Origin of the sequence: Micromonospora sp. NPDC051227 (genome assembly GCF_044455385.1) — a bacterium.
GTDB lineage: Bacteria > Actinomycetota > Actinomycetes > Mycobacteriales > Micromonosporaceae > Micromonospora.
The window spans coordinates 1-19,725 of the sequence record NZ_JBITET010000011.1 but is presented as its reverse complement, the minus strand read 5'-3'; the positions used below and the strand labels follow the sequence as shown (position 1 = coordinate 19,725).

Annotated in this window: 13 protein-coding genes; 10 read left to right on the top strand and 3 right to left on the bottom strand. The window is 72.6% G+C overall.

Going from position 1 to position 19,725, the window contains the following annotated elements; all coding sequences use genetic code 11:
* Positions 1-110 precede the first annotated feature (110 nt).
* The 4 genes from gltB (at position 111) to ACIA47_RS24025 (ending at position 8,508) form a co-directional block, all read left to right on the top strand.
* Entirely contained in the window at positions 111-4,823 is a 4,713-nt protein-coding gene (gene gltB / locus ACIA47_RS24040; RefSeq protein WP_396710839.1) for a glutamate synthase large subunit, read from the top strand.
* Entirely contained in the window at positions 4,816-6,351 is a 1,536-nt protein-coding gene (locus ACIA47_RS24035; protein ID WP_396710838.1) for a glutamate synthase subunit beta, read from the top strand. The genes gltB and ACIA47_RS24035 overlap by 8 nt, the downstream gene beginning before the upstream one ends.
* Positions 6,352-6,525: 174 nt before the next feature.
* Positions 6,526-7,923: an MFS transporter gene (locus ACIA47_RS24030; RefSeq protein WP_396710837.1), complete on the top strand. Its 1,398-nt coding sequence runs from the start codon at positions 6,526-6,528 to the stop codon at positions 7,921-7,923.
* A gap of 69 nt (positions 7,924-7,992) precedes the next feature.
* Positions 7,993-8,508 carry a hypothetical protein gene (locus tag ACIA47_RS24025; RefSeq protein ID WP_396710836.1) on the top strand — a complete coding sequence of 172 codons (516 nt, stop codon included), beginning with the start codon at positions 7,993-7,995 and terminating at the stop codon, positions 8,506-8,508.
* A gap of 77 nt (positions 8,509-8,585) precedes the next feature.
* On the opposite strand, the gene ACIA47_RS24020 is transcribed toward ACIA47_RS24025, so the two are convergent.
* Positions 8,586-10,118, bottom strand: coding sequence for a M1 family metallopeptidase (locus ACIA47_RS24020; RefSeq protein WP_396710835.1), 1,533 nt, complete (start codon positions 10,116-10,118; stop codon positions 8,586-8,588).
* 200 nt (positions 10,119-10,318) lie between these two features.
* On the opposite strand from ACIA47_RS24020, the gene ACIA47_RS24015 reads away from it, so the two are divergent.
* From ACIA47_RS24015 to ACIA47_RS23995, 5 genes are all read left to right on the top strand, one after another.
* A complete protein-coding gene (locus ACIA47_RS24015; protein ID WP_396710834.1) occupies positions 10,319-11,116 on the top strand; it encodes an SGNH/GDSL hydrolase family protein in 798 nt (265 codons plus the stop codon).
* Positions 11,117-11,251: 135 nt separating this feature from the next.
* Positions 11,252-13,951, top strand: coding sequence for a hypothetical protein (locus ACIA47_RS24010; RefSeq protein WP_396710833.1), 2,700 nt, complete (start codon positions 11,252-11,254; stop codon positions 13,949-13,951).
* A gap of 97 nt (positions 13,952-14,048) precedes the next feature.
* Positions 14,049-16,580: an FtsK/SpoIIIE domain-containing protein gene (locus tag ACIA47_RS24005; protein WP_396710832.1), complete on the top strand. Its 2,532-nt coding sequence runs from the start codon at positions 14,049-14,051 to the stop codon at positions 16,578-16,580.
* A 2-nt stretch (positions 16,581-16,582) separates the two neighbouring features.
* On the top strand, positions 16,583-17,380 hold the full coding sequence (locus tag ACIA47_RS24000) for a hypothetical protein (protein ID WP_396710831.1): 798 nt from the start codon (positions 16,583-16,585) through the stop codon (positions 17,378-17,380).
* A gap of 577 nt (positions 17,381-17,957) precedes the next feature.
* Complete coding sequence (locus tag ACIA47_RS23995) at positions 17,958-18,608, top strand: hypothetical protein (RefSeq protein ID WP_396710830.1); 651 nt, start codon at positions 17,958-17,960, stop codon at positions 18,606-18,608.
* 109 nt (positions 18,609-18,717) lie between these two features.
* On the opposite strand, the gene ACIA47_RS23990 is transcribed toward ACIA47_RS23995, so the two are convergent.
* Both ACIA47_RS23990 and ACIA47_RS23985 read right to left on the bottom strand, forming a co-directional pair.
* Positions 18,718-19,038, bottom strand: coding sequence for a hypothetical protein (locus ACIA47_RS23990; protein WP_396710829.1), 321 nt, complete (start codon positions 19,036-19,038; stop codon positions 18,718-18,720).
* Complete coding sequence (locus ACIA47_RS23985) at positions 19,035-19,262, bottom strand: hypothetical protein (protein WP_396710827.1); 228 nt, start codon at positions 19,260-19,262, stop codon at positions 19,035-19,037. The genes ACIA47_RS23990 and ACIA47_RS23985 overlap by 4 nt, the downstream gene beginning before the upstream one ends.
* A 72-nt stretch (positions 19,263-19,334) precedes the next feature.
* On the opposite strand from ACIA47_RS23985, the gene ACIA47_RS23980 reads away from it, so the two are divergent.
* Positions 19,335-19,580 carry a winged helix-turn-helix domain-containing protein gene (locus ACIA47_RS23980; RefSeq protein ID WP_088949319.1) on the top strand — a complete coding sequence of 82 codons (246 nt, stop codon included), beginning with the start codon at positions 19,335-19,337 and terminating at the stop codon, positions 19,578-19,580.
* The last annotated feature ends 145 nt before the right edge of the window (positions 19,581-19,725 follow it).

Below are 19,725 nucleotides of genomic sequence, written 5' to 3'. Positions count from 1 at the left end.
GTGATCAATCTCGGGTGGCCGTGCGACCCCGGCCCTAACGTAGACTCAATAGACCCACGGGCCGACGTCGTCCCCACCATGATCCAACCTGAGTGACGACAGGAGGCCCGGTGGCTCAGCCGTACGCGGACACAGAACAGCCGCACCCGCACAGCCCGCAGGCGTCCCCGACGCCCCACCCCCGTCCGCCCGCCCAGGGCCTCTACGACCCAGCGCAGGAGCACGATGCCTGCGGCGTGGCCTTCGTGGCGGACCTGCACGGCCGGCGTTCACACTCGGTCGTCGCCAATGGGCTCGGCGCGCTCTGTCGGCTGGACCACCGGGGCGCCCGTGGCGCGGAGCCGAACACCGGCGACGGCGCCGGCATCATGATCCAGGTGCCCGACGCGTTCCTGCGCGCGGTGGCCGACGTCGCGCTTCCCCCGGCGGGCGAGTACGCCACGGGGCTGGTCTTCCTTCCCGACGACGATGCCGCCGAGGCGCGTGCCCGTCGGGTGGTCGAGAAGTACGCGCTGGTCGAGGGCGCCGACGTGCTCGGTTGGCGGGACGTGCCGATCGACCCGAGTGACCTGGGTGAGACCGCCCTGGCGGCGATGCCCCGGGTCCGGCAGCTCTTCCTGGCCGCGCACCGCCTCACCGACGCTCCCGACGGGCCGGCCGGCTCCCCGCTGCGCGGCATCGAGCTGGACCGGGTGGCGTTCTGCCTGCGCAAGCAGGCCGAACGGGAGACCGCCGAGCGCGGCGTTCCGGCGTACTTCCCGTCGCTGTCCAGCCGCACCATGGTCTACAAGGGCATGCTCACGCCCGACCAGTTGCCGGCGTTCTACCCGGATCTGCGCGACGAGCGGGTGGACAGCGCCATCGCGCTGGTGCACTCCCGCTTCTCCACCAACACCTTCCCGTCCTGGCCGCTGGCGCACCCGTACCGGTTCATCGCCCACAACGGCGAGATCAACACGATCCGGGGCAACCGCAACTGGATGCAGGCCCGCGAGGCGCTCCTGCGCTCGCCGAACGTGCCGGGCAACATCCGGCGGGTCTTCCCGGTCTGCACCCCCGCCGCCTCCGACTCGGCGAACTTCGACGAGGTCCTGGAGTTGCTGCACCTGGCCGGGCGGAGCCTGCCGCACGCGGTGCTCATGATGATCCCCGAGGCCTGGGAGAACGACCCGGGGATGGACCCGGGCAAGCGCGCCTTCTACCGCTTCCACGCCAGCCTGATGGAGCCGTGGGACGGTCCGGCGTCGGTGGCCTTCACCGACGGCGAGATCGTCGGCGCGGTGCTGGACCGCAACGGGCTGCGCCCGGGGCGCTGGTGGCAGACCGACGACGGGCTCGTGGTGCTCGGTTCCGAGGCGGGCGTCCTCGACCTGGACCCGGCCCACGTGGTCGCCAAGGGGCGACTCCAGCCGGGCCGGATGTTCCTGGTCGACACCGTGGCCGGGCGGATCGTGCACGACGAGGAGATCAAGTCCGAGTTGGCCGCCGCCCAGCCGTACGGCGAGTGGCTGCACGCCGGGCTGATCGAGCTGAACGATCTGCCGGCCCGCGAGCACACCGTCTACACGCACGACTCGGTGCGCCGCCGGCAGCAGACCTTCGGCTACACAGTGGAAGAGCTGAAGATCCTGCTCGGGCCGATGGCCCGCACCGGCGCCGAGCCGCTCGGCTCGATGGGTACGGACACCCCGATCGCGCCGCTGTCCACCCGGCCGCGGCTGCTCTACGACTACTTCCACCAGCTCTTCGCCCAGGTCACCAACCCGCCGCTGGACGCCATCCGCGAGGAGTTGGTGACCAGCCTGGCGTCGACAATCGGGCCGGAGGGCAACCTGCTCGACCCGGGCGCCGCGAGCTGCCGGCAGATCGTGCTCCCACACCCGATCATCGACAACGACGAGCTTGCCAAGATCCTCTCCATCGACGAGGACGGCGACCTGCCCGGCTTCAAGGCGGTCCGGGTCTCCGGGCTGTACCGGATCCGGGAGGGTGCCGCCGGGATCAAGGCGCGGCTGACCGAGATCTGCCGGCACGTCTCCGAGGCGATCGAGGACGGCGTCCGGATCCTGGTGCTCTCCGACCGGGACTCCAACGCCGACCTGGCGCCGATCCCGTCGCTGCTGCTCACCGCCGCCGTGCACCAGCACCTGGTGCGTGAGCAGACGCGTACGCAGGCGGCGCTGATCGTCGAGTCCGGCGACTGCCGGGAGGTGCACCACGCGGCGGTGCTGATCGGCTACGGCGCGGCGGCGGTCAACCCGTACCTGGCGTTCGAGTCGGTGGAGGACATGATCGCCACGGGCGCGCTGATGGGTGTGGAGCCCGCCGCGGCGGTGCGCAACTACGCGAAGGCGCTCGGCAAGGGCGTCCTGAAGATCATGTCCAAGATGGGCATCTCGACTGTCTCCTCGTACTGCGGTGCGCAGGTCTTCGAGGCGGTCGGCCTGGACAGCCGGCTGGTCGAGCGCTACTTCCGGGGCACCCCCAGCCGCATCGGCGGGGTGGGTCTCGCCGGCGTGCACACCGAGGTGGCCGCCCGGCACGCGTTGGCCTGGCCCCCGGCCGGCACCGCCACGTCCGACCGGTTGGAGGTCGGTGGCGAGTACCAGTGGCGCCGCGAGGGTGAGCTGCATCTGTTCAACCCGGAGACGGTCTTCCTGCTGCAACACGCCACCCGCAGCCGGCAGTACGACGTCTTCCGGCAGTACACCGCCAAGGTCGACGCGCTCGCCGCGCAGGCCGGCTCGCTGCGCGGGCTGTTCACACTGCGTACCGGGGTCCGCCCGGCGGTGCCGATCGAGGAGGTCGAGCCGGCCAGCGAGATCGTCAAGCGGTTCGCCACCGGCGCCATGTCGTACGGGTCGATCTCGGCGGAGGCGCACGAGACGCTGGCCATCGCCATGAACCGGCTCGGCGGCAAGTCCAACACCGGTGAGGGCGGCGAGGACGTCGAGCGGCTGCACGACCCGGCCCGGCGTTCGGCGGTCAAGCAGATCGCCAGCGGCCGCTTCGGTGTGACCAGCGAATACCTGGTCAACGCCGACGACCTCCAGATCAAGATGGCCCAGGGCGCCAAGCCGGGTGAGGGCGGTCAGCTGCCCGGCAACAAGGTCTGGCCGTGGATCGCCCGGACCCGGCACGCCACTCCCGGCGTGGGTCTGATCTCCCCGCCGCCGCACCACGACATCTACTCCATCGAGGATCTCGCCCAGCTGGTGCACGACCTGAAGTGCGTCAACCCGGCTGCCCGGGTGCACGTCAAGCTGGTCAGCGAGGTCGGCGTCGGGACCGTCGCCGCCGGTGTGGCGAAGCTCAAGGCGGACGTCATCCTGATCTCCGGCCACGACGGCGGCACGGGCGCCTCCCCGATGAACTCGCTCAAGCACGCCGGCACCCCGTGGGAGCTGGGGCTGGCCGAGGCGCAGCAGACGCTGTTGCTCAACAAGCTGCGCGACCGGGTCACCGTGCAGGTTGACGGCCAGCTCAAGACCGGCCGGGACGTGCTGATCGCGGCGCTGCTCGGCGCGGAGGAGTTCGGTTTCGCTACCGCGCCGCTGATCGTCGAGGGTTGCGTGATGATGCGGGTCTGCCACCTGGACACCTGCCCGGTCGGCATCGCCACCCAGAACCCGGTGCTGCGGGAGCGCTTCACCGGCAAGCCGGAGTTCGTGGAGAACTTCTTCCTCTTCCTCGCCGAGGAGGTCCGGGGTTACCTGGCCGAGCTGGGTTTCCGGTCGATCGAGGAGGCGATCGGGCAGTCCGAGGTGCTCGACGTGGCCCCGGCGGTGACGCACTGGAAGGCGCACGGGTTGGACCTGGCGCCCGTCCTGCACCTGCCGGAGCTGCCCGCCGGCGCGGCCCGACGCGGGGTCCGCGCGCAGGATCACGGCCTGGAGCAGGCGCTCGACAACGAGCTGATCGCACTGGCCCGTCCGGCCCTGGAGGACGGGGCGCCGGTGCGGATCGAGGTGGCGGTGCGCAACGAGCACCGCAGCGTCGGCGCGATGCTCGGCGGTGAGGTGACCCGTCGCTTCGGCGGCGCCGGCCTTCCCGAGGACACCATCGAGTTCGTGCTGCACGGCACGGCTGGGCAGTCGTTCGGCGCGTTCCTGCCGCGCGGGGTGACCCTGCGCCTGCACGGCGACGCCAACGACTACGTGGGCAAGGGCCTCTCCGGAGGTCGGCTCATCGTCCGTCCGGACGCCGCCGCGCCGTTCCTCGACCCGGACGCCGAGCCGGGCCAGCGGGCCGAGGATCAGATCATCGCCGGCAACACCATCCTGTACGGGGCCACGGCGGGCGAGGTCTTCCTGCGCGGCCGGGTGGGGGAGCGGTTCGCGGTTCGTAACTCCGGCGCGATCGCCGTGGTCGAGGGCGTCGGCGACCATGGCTGCGAGTACATGACCGGCGGCACTGTGGTGGTGCTCGGCGCGACCGGCCGGAACTTCGCTGCCGGCATGTCCGGCGGCACGGCGTTCGTGCACCATCTGGACCGGGCCCGGGTCAACGCGGAGCTGGTCGACCTGATGCCGTTGGGCGAGCAGGAGCAGTCGCTCCTGCACGAGCTGGTCCAACGGCACGTCGCCGAGACCGGGTCGGCGGTCGCCGAGGAGCTGCTCAAGCGGTGGCCGGAGGCGGTGGCCGAGTTCACGGCGGTGGTACCCCGCGACTACCGCCGGGTGCTGGAGATCATGCGGGCCGCCGAAGCAGCCGGCCGCGACGTCGACGACGCGGTCATGACAGAACTGACCGCGCCCGCTGTGCCGGTGATGCCGGTGCCGCCCGCCCCGCGGGTGGCTGCCCAGGAGGTGGCACGTGCCTGACCCGAACGGTTTCCTGCGCTACGACCGGCGGCTGCCGGCTCGCCGCCCGGTACCGGTGCGGATCAGCGACTGGCGGGAGGTGTACCCGCCGGCCGGTGAGGAACTGGTCCGTGAGCAGGCCACGCGATGCATGGACTGCGGCATCCCGTTCTGCCACGACGGCTGCCCGCTGGGCAACCGCATCCCGGACTGGAACGACCTGGTGCGGACCGGCAACTGGGACGCCGCCATCGAGTCGCTGCACGCCACCAACAACTTCCCGGAGTTCACCGGCCGGCTCTGCCCGGCGCCCTGCGAGGCGGCGTGCGTGCTCGGTATCTCCGGTGGTCAACCGGTGACCATCAAGCAGGTCGAGGTGGAGATCGCCGACGCCGCCGCGGCGCGGGGGTTCACCCCCCGCCCGGTGCCGGCGCCGTCGGGCCGGTCGGTCGCCGTCGTCGGTTCCGGGCCCGCCGGCCTCACCGCCGCGCAGCAGCTGGTCCGCGCCGGTCACGCGGTGACGGTGTACGAACGCGACGACGCGATCGGTGGCCTGCTGCGGTACGGCATCCCCGACTTCAAGTTGGAGAAGCGGCACATCGATGCCCGGCTGGCCCAGCTCACCGCCGAGGGGGTGCGCTTCCGCACCGGCGTGAACGTCGGGGTGGACGTGTCCGCCGAGCAGTTGCGCGCCGAGTACGACGCGGTGCTGCTGGCCTGTGGGGCGTTGCAGGGCCGGGACACGCCGGAGACCCCGGGTCGGGCGCTTCGGGGCGTACACCAGGCGATGGCGCACCTGGTCGCGGCGAATCGCGCGGTCGCCACGGCGGCCACCGACCAGGCCGGCGTGGTGGCCACCGCCGAGCGTCGGCTGGCGCCGGCGGTGTTGCCGGACGGCACCCCGATCGACGCGGCCGGCAAGCACGTGGTGATCATCGGCGGCGGTGACACGGCGGCCGACTGTCTCGGTGTCGCGCACCGCCAGGGCGCTGCGGGCGTGCACCAGCTCGACCTGTACCCGCAGCCGCCGCAGGAGCGCGACGAGGCACGGGACCCGTGGCCGACCTGGCCGTGGGTGTTGCGCAGCTACCCGGCGCACGAGGAGGGTGGCGAGCGGGTCTTCGCCGTGGCGGTGCAGGAGTTCGTGGACGACGGCACCGGTCAGGTGCGGGCGGTGCGGATCGCCGAGGTGACAGTGGAGAAGCGCGACGGCCGGCGGGTCGTCACAGTGGTGCCGGGCTCCGAGCGGGAGTTGCCGGCCGATCTGGTGCTGCTGGCGATCGGTTTCGAGGGCACCGAGCAGCAGCCGTTGCTGGCCCAGTTCGGTGTGACCCGCAACCCTCGGGGCGCCATCGACGCCCGTGACGACTGGCAGACCGACGCCGACGGGGTGTTCGTGGCCGGTGACATGCACCGCGGCGCTTCGTTGATCGTCTGGGCCATCGCCGAGGGGCGGGCGGTCGCCGCCGCCATCCACGGCTATTTGGGCGGTGTCGGTGCACTGCCGGCCCCGGTGGGCCCGGCTGCGCAGGCTCTCGCCGCTCGCTGAGGTGCGGGCGTCCGGTCGGTGCGGCAGGTCCGCCGCCGCACCGGCCGGACATTCCCGCTGGTGAAGCCGCTCACAAATGTGGGCAAAGAGGTTTAAGCCGGCAAGACTTGCCGGCTGCCGAACCGCGCCGCGATCGGTGTGAATGATCATGCTGCCGATCGCTGGAGGTTCGTCGTGGCCAGAGGTGCCACCTTCGCCGCGTTGCGCCACCGCAACTACCGGATCTGGGCGCTCGCCGGCTTCATCTCCGTCATCGGCACCTGGATGCAGGTCCTCGGGGTCAACTGGTACGTCCTGAAGGAGACCGGCTCGGCGACGTCCATGGGCTTCGCCGTGCTGCTCCAGGCGGCGCCCACGCTGCTGCTCAGCGTCTGGGGTGGTGTGCTGGCCGACCGGCTGCCTGCCCGCCCGTTGCTGATCGCCGCCCAGGGAGCCCACGCGGTGCTCGCCGCCGGACTGGCGGCGGTCGCCCTGACCGGGGTCGGCGGCCTGCCGCTGATCTTCGCGATCTCGCTGGCCACCGGTGCCGTCTCCGCGATCGAAGGCCCGGTGATGGGGCGCTGGGCCGCCAGCCTCGTCGACCGGGAGACGCTGGGCAACGCGCTGGCGCTCGGCTCGCTCACCAACTCCGCCGGCCGCATCCTCGGCATGAGCCTCGGCGCCGTGGTGGTGGCCGCCGTCGGACCCGCCCTGCTGTTCGGCGTCAACGCGGCCAGCTTCGCCGCCGTGGTGGTGGCGCTGTTCGCCGTACGCCCGGGAGCCGTGCCCGGCCTCCCGGTCCCGGACGCCGGCCGGGCCCGGGACGGTGTCCGCGCCGGGTTCGCCTACCTGCGCGGGCAGCCGGTGCTGCTCCTCGCGCTCGCCCTGTCGTTCGTGCTCGGCAGCCTGGGCCGCAACTACCAGGTGACCATGGCCGCGATGAGCGACGGACCGCTGGACGCCGGCGCCTCCGGGTACGGCCTGCTGTCGACAGTGTTCGCGGTCGGAACGGTGGTGGGCGCGCTCGTCGCGGCCCGGCGGCGTTCCCTGGGCTACCGGACGCTCGTCGTCGCGGGCCTGTTCGCCAGCGGATTGCAGATCGTCGCCGGCCTTGCGCCGGGCACCTGGAGTTTCGCCGCGGTGATCCTGCCGGTCGCCGCCGCCGCGGTGGTCATCGACACCACAGTCGGCACCCGCGCCCAGCTCGACACCGACGGCGCGATGCGGGGCCGGGTGCTCGCCGCCCTGGCGGTCACCGGCTCCGTCTCCGCCGCGGTCGGCGCCCCGCTGCTCGGCTGGCTCGCCGAACACGCCGGGCCCCGGCAGACGCTCGTCCTCGCCGGAGCCGCGGCGGCGATCGCCACGACGGCGGCCGGCGTCGGCCTGGACCGGCAGCGCGGCCGCGCGGCGACTCTCGCGCTTGTCGTTCCGCGACCCCGCCATCCGGTACGACGAGCGGCGTTCCGGGCCGCCCGCATCGTCCGGCCCACCGGTGCGGTCTGCGTCATCGCGCCCCCCGAAGCCGGTGCGGTGCGGTCGGGCGGGGTCCGGCTCCGGGAGCTGGTCACCACCGGGCCGGTGGCGAGCCGCTGAGACAGCGGTCACCCTCGGCGGCCCGCTTCCGGGACGGAGCGACCTGAAGATCATCGTTACGCTGCGATCATGGACATTGAGGAGCGGCTACGGCGAACCCGCCGATGGCTGTGGATCGTGCTGATCGGGCTCTTCCTGAGTGGTGTCACAGCGTTTCCGCTGGAGATCGAGGTGCGCTGGCTGCTGCGCGTACTCGATCCGCTCGCCGGCCACCTGCCCGCGCTGGTCGCCTGGATCGAGCGGGTGCACACCGGGCTCGTGACGGCCGGCGAGGACTACCCGTTCCTGCTCTACGGCACCGACTGGCTGGCCTTCGCCCACCTGGTGCTGGCGGTGGCGTTCTGGGGGCCGCTGCGCGACCCGGTGCGCAACGTCTGGGTGGTGCAGGTCGGCATGATCGCCTGCGCCGGCATCGTCCCGCTGGCGCTGATCTGCGGCCCGATCCGGGACATCCCCTGGTTCTGGACGCTCGTCGACCTGTCCTTCGCGGTCGGGGCGTTTCCACCGCTCTGGTTCGCGTACCGGCACATCCGCGCCATCGAGGCGAGCACGGCGGAGGCGACAGGCGCCCCAGCGGTTCCGTGAGCGTGTCCCGGTAGGCGGCTGCACCTCGCGGCCGGAGACCCCGCCTGCGCGGCGGGCGCCTCCGGCCGACGTCGGTCCTAGTGCGACATCAGGTGGTGCGACTCGCGGATCTTGGCCCAGGACTTGGGCTCGGTCGGCGGGGCCGCCTTACGGGCGGCGCTGGCCACCTCGGGTCGGCCGGCGGTGAACAGCCAGGTGGTGAACAGGTCGTCCAGGTCCAGCCCGGAGATCCGTTCGGCCAGGGCCTGGAACTGCTCGATGGTGCCGTTGCCGTAACGCCGCTCGGCGGTCCAGGTCGGCAGGATCTCGAAGAACGCGTCGTCACCGACGGCCAACCGCAGCTGGTGCAGGGTCATCGCGCCCCGGTCGTAGACGGCGTTGTCGAAGACCCGAGCGGCGCCCGGATTTCCGGGCAGCACCTGCCAGAACTCGTCGTCGGCCGGGTAACTGGCGTAGGTGAAGTCGAAGACCTCCTGGGCGGTGCCCTCACCCTGCTCCTCCGACCAGAGCCACTCGGCGTACGAGGCGAAGCCCTCGTTGAGCCAGATGTTGCGCCAGTCGGCCACCGAGACCGAGTCGCCGAACCACTGGTGGGCCAACTCGTGCGTCACCACGTAGGTGTTGGCGCCGCGTCGCCAGAAGCCCGGCCCGTACACCGGTCGGGTCTGCGTCTCCAGGGCGAAGCTGATGCCGTCGATCGGCCCGGCCACGCCGCCCTGCGCCTCGAACGGGTACGGGCCGAAGATCCCGCTCTCCCAGTCGACGATCTCGGCGGTCCGCTCGATGCTGGCCCGCGCGGCCGGCCCGAGGGCGCCCAGCGAGGTGCTGTACGCGTTGATCACCGGCTGGCCGCTCGGGGCGGTGTCGGTGACGATGTCGTACTGGCCGATGGCCATGAAGGCCAGGTAGGTGGCGGTGGGGGAGGTGGTCCGCCAGATCCACCGGGTGCGGTTGCCGGCCTCGGCCAGCGGTGGCCTCGGCTGCACGCCGTTGCTGATCACCTCGACGCCGGTGGGCACCGACACCGAGATGTCGTAGGTGGCCTTGTCCAGTGGGTGGTCGTTGCTCGGGAACCACCACCACGCCGACTCGGGCTCGTTGACCGCGAGGGCGCCGTCGTCGGTACGCGTCCAGCCGGTGTAGCCGTTGACCAGGGCCTCCGACGGGACACCGGAGTAGCGCACGACGATGGTGAGCTGCTGGCCCCGGGTCACCGTGCGGGCCGGGGTGACCACCAACTCGTGCGCCCCCGCGGTGCTGGTGCTCGCCGCCCAGCCGTTGACCCGGACCGACTCGACGTCGAGCAGGAAGTCCAGATTGAACGTCGAGAGGTCCGCAGTGGCGGTGGCGAGGATGGTGGTGGTGCCGGTGAGCAGGTCGGTGGCCGGTTCGTAGCGCAGCCGGACGTCGTAGTGCTCGACGTCGTAGCCGCCGTTGCCGTAGTCGGGGAAGTAACTGTCGCCCAGTCCGGGCGCGCCGGGTTGCGGCGCGGCGGAGACGACCGGACGGCCCCAGCCCGTCGGGGCGGCCTGGCCGGGGGTGCCGGCGAGCATGGTGCCGGCGGTGGTGAGGGTCAGGGCGGTGGTGGCCGCCGTGAGGACTCGTCGCACGGGGTGGACTCCCTCCATCGGGTGTTCGCCAGGCCAACCTAATCGACAACTGTGAACGTCGCCGGCCCGGCACGCGGTGCCGTCGAGCCATTCCATTGATCTGCATGTTTCGATAGCATTACCGACTAGTAACAACAGATCATCCCTGGCCACGCGCGCGGTCGCAGGATCCCACCACCCCAGTCCTGTGGAGGTCCCTCATGCCCCACCGCCCGCTCGCCCGCGTCATGGCCGTGCTGGTCGCACTCCTCACCGCCGCCCTCGGCGTGGTGCTCGTGCCCGGCGCCGCCCACGCCGCCGCCGTCAACTACGTCGCGCTCGGCGACTCGTACTCCTCCGGCGTCGGCGCTGGCCCCTACGACTCGTCCGGCTGCCTGCGCAGCCAGAAGTCGTACGCACCGCTCTGGGCGGCCGCCCACGGCGTGACCAGCTTCAACTTCCGGGCCTGTGGCGGCGCGGTCACCGCCGACGTGCTCAACGACCAGGTCAGCGCGCTCAGCGCCAGCACCACACTGGTCACCATCACCATCGGCGGCAACGACGCCGGTTTCGTCAACGTCATCACCAGTTGCCGGTTCGGCAGCACCTCGTCCTGCACCAACGCCGTCAACACCGCGAAGAACTTCGCCACCACGACGCTGCCCGCCCGCCTGGACGCCACCTACGCCGCCATCCGCAACCGGGCACCCAACGCCCGGCTGATCGTCCTCGGCTACCCGCGACTGTTCGAGACCGGCTCCTGCGGGTGGTTGGCGATGAGCACCTACAAGCGCACCATCCTCAACGAGGCCGCCGACGTGCTCGCCTCGGTCACGGCTGGCCGGGCCAGCGCGGCCGGCGCCACCTTCGCCGACACCCGGCGGACCTTCGCCGGACACGGCGTCTGCGCCGGCGACCCGTGGATCAACGACATCTCCGGGATCATCGAGGCGTACCACCCGGACGCCGACGGCTACCGCTACGGATACCTGCCGGCGCTGAACGCCGTCACCGGCTGACCGGAGCGCAGCACGCGATCCACACCGTCATACCCGTACCGGCCGGCGGTCGAGCGTCCCCTGTGGGCACTCGGCCGCCGGCCGGCTCAATGCCTGTACATGATGCGTCACAATGAGTGGGATCGGAGGTGATGCATGCGACGGTCGGAGGTTCCCGGGCGGGAGTTGACCGGGCAGAGGCAGTCGACCGCAGGTCGGGAACGGCTGCCAGCCGGCGGGTTGGAGTTCTTCGCGCTGCTCGCCCGCCGCCTGCTGCGGCGACCCCGTCGCGGTGACCGCCGGCTCCCACTGCTGTGGCTGGTCCGCTCCGACACCGCGGATCTGATGGTGCCGCTGCGCCGGTTCCTCGGCCAGGGCCCCCGGCGGCGGGTCCCGCACGCCGTGCTCGACGCCGACGCGCCGCCCGGCGCCGGGGACGTGCCGGCGCTGCTGCGGGAACTGCACCGGCAGCTCTCCCTGGAGGCCTTCGGCGCCGCCCGACTGCGCTTCCGGCACTACCCGCTCGCCGACTGGCTGATGCAGCAGAGCCTCAGCCCGGGCATCGACGCCGACGACAGCCGCGCGGCCCTGGTCCGCCGGCTGCGCGACCGCAAGGGCCCGCGTACGCCGGAGGCGTTGCCCTCCGGCGGCGACGCGGTCAGCATCGTCTCGCAGGTGCTGCTCTGGCTGGTCCGCCGCGCCGTGCCGGGGGTGGTCTTCCGGGCCGCCGTCTCCGGTCGGGTGCCGGTGCTCGGGCGGCACTACAACTGGTTCATGCGCCAGCAGTATCTGGCCCCCCGGCAGTCGGTCACCTTCCTCGGCTTCGCCGAGCGCCTCACCGCGGGCTGGCGCGACGGGGAGCAACCCGACCAGGTCAACAAGCTGCTGCTGCACGCGTTCCTGGAGGACCTGCGGCAGGCGTACCGGCGTCGGCCGTGGCGCCCGTCGGACTGGCGGCGCACCGCGTACCCGGCTCTGCTGATCGACAACGTCGCCCCCGGCAACGTCGGCGGGGAGCTGGTCCGCCTCATCGGCGACGTCCGCACCGAGACCGGCCGCAACGACCCGCTGCTGATCGTCGCGTCCGGTGGGCAACCCCCACCGGACCTGCCCGAACCGCACCCGTTGACAGAGGCCGACGAGGCGTACGACGAGTGGGCCGGGGCGCTGCCGGAGATGCGGCGGCTGCGCCGCCCGGCCACCTGGCTGGTGGCGCTGCGTCCCGACGAGACCGACACCGGCCCACCGTCACGTGGCGGGTTGCGGCCCTTCTCCGCGCCCGACCCGCCGTGGTGGTCGCGGCGCTTCCTGCCGACGGCGCTCTGCCTGGTGCTGGTGGCGGCGCTGGGGCTGTGGGTAACCAGCCGGTGGGGGCCGGGCTGTCACCCCTCGCTCACCGGCCAGGTCTCGGTCGAGGTGGTCGGCAGCGGCGAGTGTGTCGGCTACAGCGACAGCGCCGCCCAGGTGTTCAACAACGACCCCGGCCAGGACCGGCTGCGCACAGTTCAGGAGCGCATCTTCGCGCAGAACCGCGCCGCCGAGGAGGTCTGGCAGCGCAGCGACCGACGACGGCCCTTCCTCACCCTGGTCTACCTCGGCACCCTCACCGGCAACCGGACCCGCGCGGACGAGGAGTCGTACGTCTCCGAGCGCGAGGAGCTGGAAGGGATGGCCACCGCCCAGTACGCGTTGCTGAAGGAGTCGGCCGGGGCCGACGGCGCCGCGCTGCTGCGGATCGTGGTGGCCAACGGTGGCCGCCAGATGATCTACGCCGACCGCGCCGTGGCGATGCTGGCCGAGCTGGCCCGGGACGACCCCACGGTGCTCGGGGTGGTCGGGCTGGTGGAGAGCCGCACCAGCACCGCCCGCGCGCTGCGCGAGCTGAACCAGGTCGGGCTGCCGGTGCTGGCGCCCACCCTCTCCGCCGACAAGATGGACGCCAACTCCCGCCTCTACCTGCAGATCTCCGCACCGAACAAGGACCAGGTGAAGCTGGTCGACGCGTACGCCAAACAGGTGCTGAAGGTCAACGAGGCGCACGTCTTCTACACCACCCTGGAGGGCAGCTCGCTCACAGAGGATCTCTACGTGGGCACCCTCGTCGACGGGCTCCGACAACAGTTCGGCCCCCGGATCACCCGCCTCGACGAGTGGCGCACCGGGCAGCGGCTGACCGACGAGTGCGGCTACCCCGGGCTGCTCTTCTACGCGGGTCGATGGTCGGAGTTCGACGGTTTCCTGCGGGCGCTGCGCGAGTGCGGCGGCAACCCGCCCCGACACCTCGTCGCCGACGACTCGGCCAACCGGTACATGGCCAACCCGGGGCTGCGCGCCGCCGCGCCCGGCAACCTGCCCGTCACGTACGTCTCCAAGGCGTCCCTGGCCACCTGTGCGGCGCTGCGGGCCGCCCAGGACCGGCGCGACGACGACGCGCGGGCCAGCTTCCTGTCCTGGATCCAGGCCGACGACCTGCTCGACCCGCCGCGCTGCCGGCCGGGTTCCGAGGAACAGGTCGGCGAGCGCGTCAGCCTCGCCTACGACGCGTCGATGATGCTGGTCCGGGCGGTGGAGAGCCTCGCCGCCCGGCTGCACCACGCCGACCCCCGGCAACGCTGGGAGCCGGATTCGGTCAACCCGGTGGGCGTGCACGCCGAGGTGCTCCGGCAGAACGCCGGGCAGGGCTACCCGGGGGTGGCCGGGCTGATCCGGTTCACGCCCGACTCGGGGGAGCCGGTCGACAAGCGGCTGGCCCTGATGCGGGTGGAGCAGGTGCCCGACGTGGCGAGGGCGCCGGTGGAGGTGTTCCGCTGCGGGGCGGCCGACGCGTCCGCTCCGGCGACGTGCGGCCCCGCCTGACCGGCCCGGCGTGACACGTCCTCGCAGGACTGTCCGGGTGCCGCCGGTGTCCGTTAGGGTTCCTGGGACCAGGCGGCCGTGGCGTTGGGGGCAGAGGGTGGGCAGGCTCGCGTCGGCGTACGGGCAGGCGGTCAACTCCCACCGGGCGGCTCGGGCGCATCTGGACACTGCCCGAAGCGTCCTGGGGGCGGCACCGACCGCCGTCGCGCCGGTCGGCGCCGACGACCTGGTGACCCGCCTCGCCCGCCTCGGCGGTGCGCTGGCAACCCCCGCCCCGGGTGTCACCCCGCTGACCGACGAGCCGGCCGCGGTGCGGATCGGCGAGGCGTCCACAGCGGACGGTACCTTTCCGGTGCTGGTCCCGCTCGGCGGCGGCCACCACTTCGCAATGGACAGCGACGCACGGGACCCGCAGGTCGCCGGGCTGCTGCGGGCGCTGGTGCTGCGGCTGGTCGCCACCGCGCCGCCCGGTCAGGTCCGCGTCGCCGGCATCGACACCGCCGCGCTCGGCGCCACCTTCGGCCCGCTGCGACCGCTGCTCGACGCCGGGGTGCTCGACCCGCCGGCCACCGGCGAGGCCGAGGTGGCCGCGCTGCTGGACGCCGCCGAGCAGCACGCCCGCGCCGCGCAGCACGGTCAGCCCGCCGCCCGTCGCCTGTTGGTGGTGGTCGCAACCGCCGCGCCGCCACCGCGCGAGCTGGCCCGGCTCGCCGCGCTCACCCACGCCGGCCCGGCCGCCGCCGTGTGCGTGCTGCTCGCCGGCCACCCGTCCCGGCTGCCCGGCGAGACCGCACCGCCGCTGGGCGGCACCACGGCGGTGCGGCTCAACCAGGGGTACGCGCACGTCGGCGACCCACCCGGCACCCCGTTCAGCGCCGACGGCAGCGGGCTCGCCGCACCCGTCCTGCTCGACGGCGACCCGCCGCCCGCCTCGGTACGCGCGCTCGCCGAGCACCTCGGCACCGCCACCCGTCGTGCCGACGCGTTGCCCTTCACCGACCTGCTGCCCGAACGGCGCTGGGCCGAGTCCGCCGGCAACGGCCTGCGGACGGTGATCGGCCGGGCCGGCGGCACCGCGCTGACGCTCGCCTTCGACGACGCCACTCCGCACTGGCTGGTCGGCGGGCGCACCGGCGCCGGCAAGACGGTCTTCCTGCTCGACGTCCTCTACGGGCTGGCCGCCCGCTACTCGCCGGCCGAGTTGCAGCTCTACCTGCTCGACTTCAAGGAGGGCGTGAGCTTCACCGAGTTCGTGCCCACCGGCCGGGACCCGTCCTGGCTGCCGCACGCTCGTGCCGTCGGCATCGAGTCCGACCGCGAGTACGGTCTCGCCGTGCTGCGCGAGCTGCGCCGGGAGGCGCAACGCCGGGCCACCGCACTCAAGCGGCACGGCGTCACCAAGCTCGCCGACCTGCCCCGGGACAATCCGCTGCCGCGCATCGTGACGGTCATCGACGAGTTCCACGTGCTGCTCGCCGGCAACGACGCGCTGGCCCGCGAGTCGGTCGACCTGCTGGAGGAGTTGGCCCGCAAGGGCCGCTCGTACGGCATCCACCTGGTGCTCGCCAGCCAGAGCATGACCGGCATCGAAGCCCTCTACGGGCGGGCCGAGGCGATCTTCGGGCAGTTCGCGTTGCGGGTGGCGCTGCCCGGCGGTGGTGGGGTGCTCGACCAGCTCAACGACGCCGCCGCGGCCCTGCCGGTCGGCTCCGCCGTGGTCAACACCTCCGCCGGCGCGGTCGGCGCCGACACCGTGCTGCGCTTCCCCGACGCGCACGCCGCCGCGGCGGACCTTGCCGCGTTACGCCACGACCTGTGGCAGGCCCGCCCGCCGAGCTCGCGGGCCCCAGCGGTCTTCAAGGGGTACGAAGCCGCGCGGATCGAGGACGACAGCACGTTCGCCGGGCTGCGCCCCGGTGGTCGACGCCCGATGGCCCTGGTCGGCCGAACCGTCGACGTGCACGGCACCACCGCACTGTTCCTGATGGACACCACCCCCGGCCGGCACCTCGCCGTGGTGGGCACCGCACCGACCGGTGCGGACGTGCTGCGGGCCGCGACGCTCAGCCTGGCCCGCCAGCACACCCCCGGCGACGCCCGGTTCCACCTGGCCTGCCTGGTCACCGTCGCCGACCCGGTCGCCGACGAGACCGAAACGCTGCTGCGGGCCGCCGGCCACCCGGTGCAGCGCCTCGACGCGGCCGGGCTGCGCGATCGGATCGCCGCGCTGGCCGCCGAACCCACCGGCCGCGAATACCTGGTGGTGTTCGGCATGGACGCCGCCGCGTCCGTCCTCGGGGCCACCGACCCCGGCACGTTCCGCTCCGGCCTGGACGACCTGCGTACCGTCCTGCGCCAGGGCCCCGGGCAGGGGGTGCACCTGCTCGGCTGGTGGCGGGGGCTGCGCCGGCTCGCCGACGACCTCGGTGGCACCCAGAACCGCGACGACGTCGCCTGCCTGGTCGCGCTCAACGTGCCCGGCGCCGAGCTGGCCCTGCACCTCGGAGCGCACGACCTGACCTACACGCCCCGCCCCGACCGGGCGCTGCTGATCGACCGGCACGACCAGCGCACCCGGCTGATCGTCCCGTTCGTCGGCGACGGGCACGACCCCGACGGGGAGCGGTGACAGTGTCCTTCGAAGAGTACGCGGCGCTGGCCCGGCAACTCTCCGCACAGCACCGCGCCGGGGAACAGCACGCCGCCGCCGAGTCCGCGCGCCGCCGCGACCTGCACGCCGCCGTCGACTACCTCCAGCAGCGGCTCACCGCCCAGGGGCAGCGCCTCGACCAGCTCGGCCGAGCCATCGGCATCGAACAGCCACCTCCTGCCCCGGCCCCTCCTTCCACCGGGCCCGGAACCGGGGACGGGGGACCAGCCGGCGCAGCCGGCGCGCCGGGGCGGGCGGGGGTCGGGGCGTACCCCCAGTTGCCGGCGGGGGAGGCGCGGCTGGCGCTGCCGACGGCGGTGAGCCCGGCGGGCGGTGGGGTGCCCGCCCAGCGCGCGGCCGCGGCCGACCCGGCGGTGGAGTTGGAGCTGGCCCGGCGGATGGCCGACGAGGCCGACCGGCACGGGCAGCAGGCGGAGTTGCTGGCCCAGCGGCCGGCGCTGCTGCCGACGTGGTCGCCGCTGGCGCGGGCTGTCGCCGTCTACGCCGCGTGCGGCGCGGCGGCCGGGGTGCTCGTGCTGATGCTGGTGCTCGCCTCCGGGGTCGGTCTGGTGGACGGGTTCACCCTCGGCGCGTGGATGTGCGCGGGGTTGCCGGCCGTGGCGTTCTTCGGCGGCTACCTGGTGCTGGGCCGCTGGGGGCGGCCGGCCATGGTCGCCGGCACCCCGCCGCGGTACCTGCCGCTCGGGTTCCTGATCTGCTTCCTGCTGGTGCCGATGGCCTACTGCGCGTACCTGCTGATGGTCCGCGGCCTGCGCTGACCGTGCGGCCGGCCGGGTCGGCTGTGACGGCTCATCCCGCGTGATCCACTCGGCTTTGCGGAAATCGGGGTGGCCGAGCCGGTGGGATACCGCAACTTCCTGAAAATCGTGTCGATCTCCGGCCGGGCTGGCCGGCTCGGAGTCGACCGGCCCAGGTGGTAGGTGATGCTGCCGGCGTCGCTGAACCTTTGCTCGGCACCGCTGTTCGAGGGGCTGAAGACGCGGCAGGCGCAGCCGTTGACGGGCCACCCCGCCGACGCTTCGGCAGTCAGCTGCCACCGAGTCTATGAGGCTTCGCGCTCCGGCATGGTTCCCGAGCCCGGCAACGCGGTCCGTCGTCCGTCGCTCCGTTGTGTTCCGGGTGGCACCGCGCGCGTCGGCATCTGCGGCGTTGGGCGCCAGACGTCCCGGCCGTCCACCGTGTCCGGTCGTGTGCCGTAGTCTCGCGCCCCGAGCGCAGTCGGTGCGCAATCCGCCTGCCGAGGGTCTGGATCATCACGCCTCGACGTCTCGCGAGCGGTAGGTCGAAAGGTTGGTCAGGACATTGCAGGGACAGACGTCCACCCAGGTTGAGCCGATGCCGGCAGGTGGCGGGATCGCCGTTCTGCCGGTCAACGCCGATGCTGCCGCAGGTACGGCGGCGCCTCGCTCCGAGCAGGAGTCAGGGCTGTCGGTCGTGGCCGCAACGCAGCAGGCCGGCGCGGGCGCGGTGGTCGCGGGTTTCGGGCTGATCGCCGTCGGCGCGGTCGCCGGCTGGCTGATCTGGCGCAGCGGCGCCTCCGCGGCGAAGATCCAGCCCGAGGACACCACAGGCGTCTTCCTCACCCTGCTGGTCTTCGCCGCAGCGGTCGAGCGGATCCTGGAACCGTTCTCGCGGTGGCTGCCGGGACGCGCCGCCGAGGCCGCGCTGTCCCGGACGGTGACCGACGTGAACAGCCGGGTCGACGGCCCCACCGAGGCTGACCGTGCGGCGGTCGCCGTGGCCACGGCCAAGGTCGCGCGGGCGAAGGCGAACCGCACCATCGTCGCGTGGGGTCTCGCCAGCGGGTTGGCCACCGTGGCGTCCAGCGCCGGCGGGTTCTACGTTCTGCACGCGGTCGCCGGCGGCGACTGGAACGGGGTGGCGGTCTGGGTCGATGCCGTCGTGACCGGTGTGATGGTCGGCAGCGGCACCAAGCCCTTGCACGATCTGATCACCCGGGCGCAGAACGGCCCGCCGTCGCCGTAGCGGCCCCTGCCCGGCTGTCCGGCGGCATGTCCCGGCCTGCCGGCAGGCATGATCCACTCGGTTTCACGGAAGTCGGGGTGTCCGTGCCAGCGGGATACCCCGACTTCAGCTAACTCGTGTCGATCTTCCGCCCGGTCGCGCCCAACCGCCAGCGGACACTTGCAGCCAGCGCGGCGGCCCGGTCCGCGTCGGCCTGGGCGGCGTGCAGACCGGCGAGCAGATCCCCGACCGAGCCCTCCGGTGACTCCCGATCGGCGGCCAAGCCGGCGTAGACCAGGCTCAACGCCCGCCAGCACTCCGTTACCGCGTCCTGCCAGGGCAACCGCCGGCCGGGCGGCCCCGCGCCGTGCAGCTGCGCACCGGCCCGGTCGGCGGCGGAGCTCGTGGCCAGCCAGGCGGCACGCAGGTCGTCCACGGCATCGGTGCTCATTCGCCCGCCTCAGCATTGGACTTGACCAGCAGGGCGAAGCGCACATCGGTACAGGGATAGTCGACGCCACATTCGCAGAGCCAGCGGCGCACCACCCGGGGCGGATGGGCGAAGAGGACGTCGTCGGCGTCCTCGACGTCCTGATCGGACACAAGGCGATGGCGTTGCTCGGCTGGTGCTGGGGTTGATGGGTCGGTGGGGGATTCGTCGGGTCGATCGGGCATCGGGGCTCCCGTCGGGTCGTCTCCTAGCTGCTCACGGCTCTTGCGTCGGGGCGGCGAGTTCCTCGTGATCGAATGGCAGGGCAGACCTGGGAGACACCAATGCCCGCCAAAGCGAAGTGGGCGCTGATCGCCGACGGCATCCGCGCTCAGATCAAGTCCGGTGAACTTGCGCCGGGCGACAAGCTGCCCTCTACCTCCGAGCTGTGCCGTCAGCATGACGTCTCGGCCATCGTCGTTCGTCAGGCCATCAACGCACTCAAGATCGAGGGCTTGGTGGAAGGCGTTGGTGGCGTCGGCGTGTTCGTTGCCGAGCGTTGAACGGTCGCCGGTCCCGCGTCACTTCAAATCTTGGACAGTTTCCGTTACGAGCTAACTGTGCTGTCCCGAGACATGTGTCAAGGGGAAGTCCCGATAGTTGTGTCATGAGTTGTTGATCAAGTTGTGTGGATGAGGCTGATGTAGG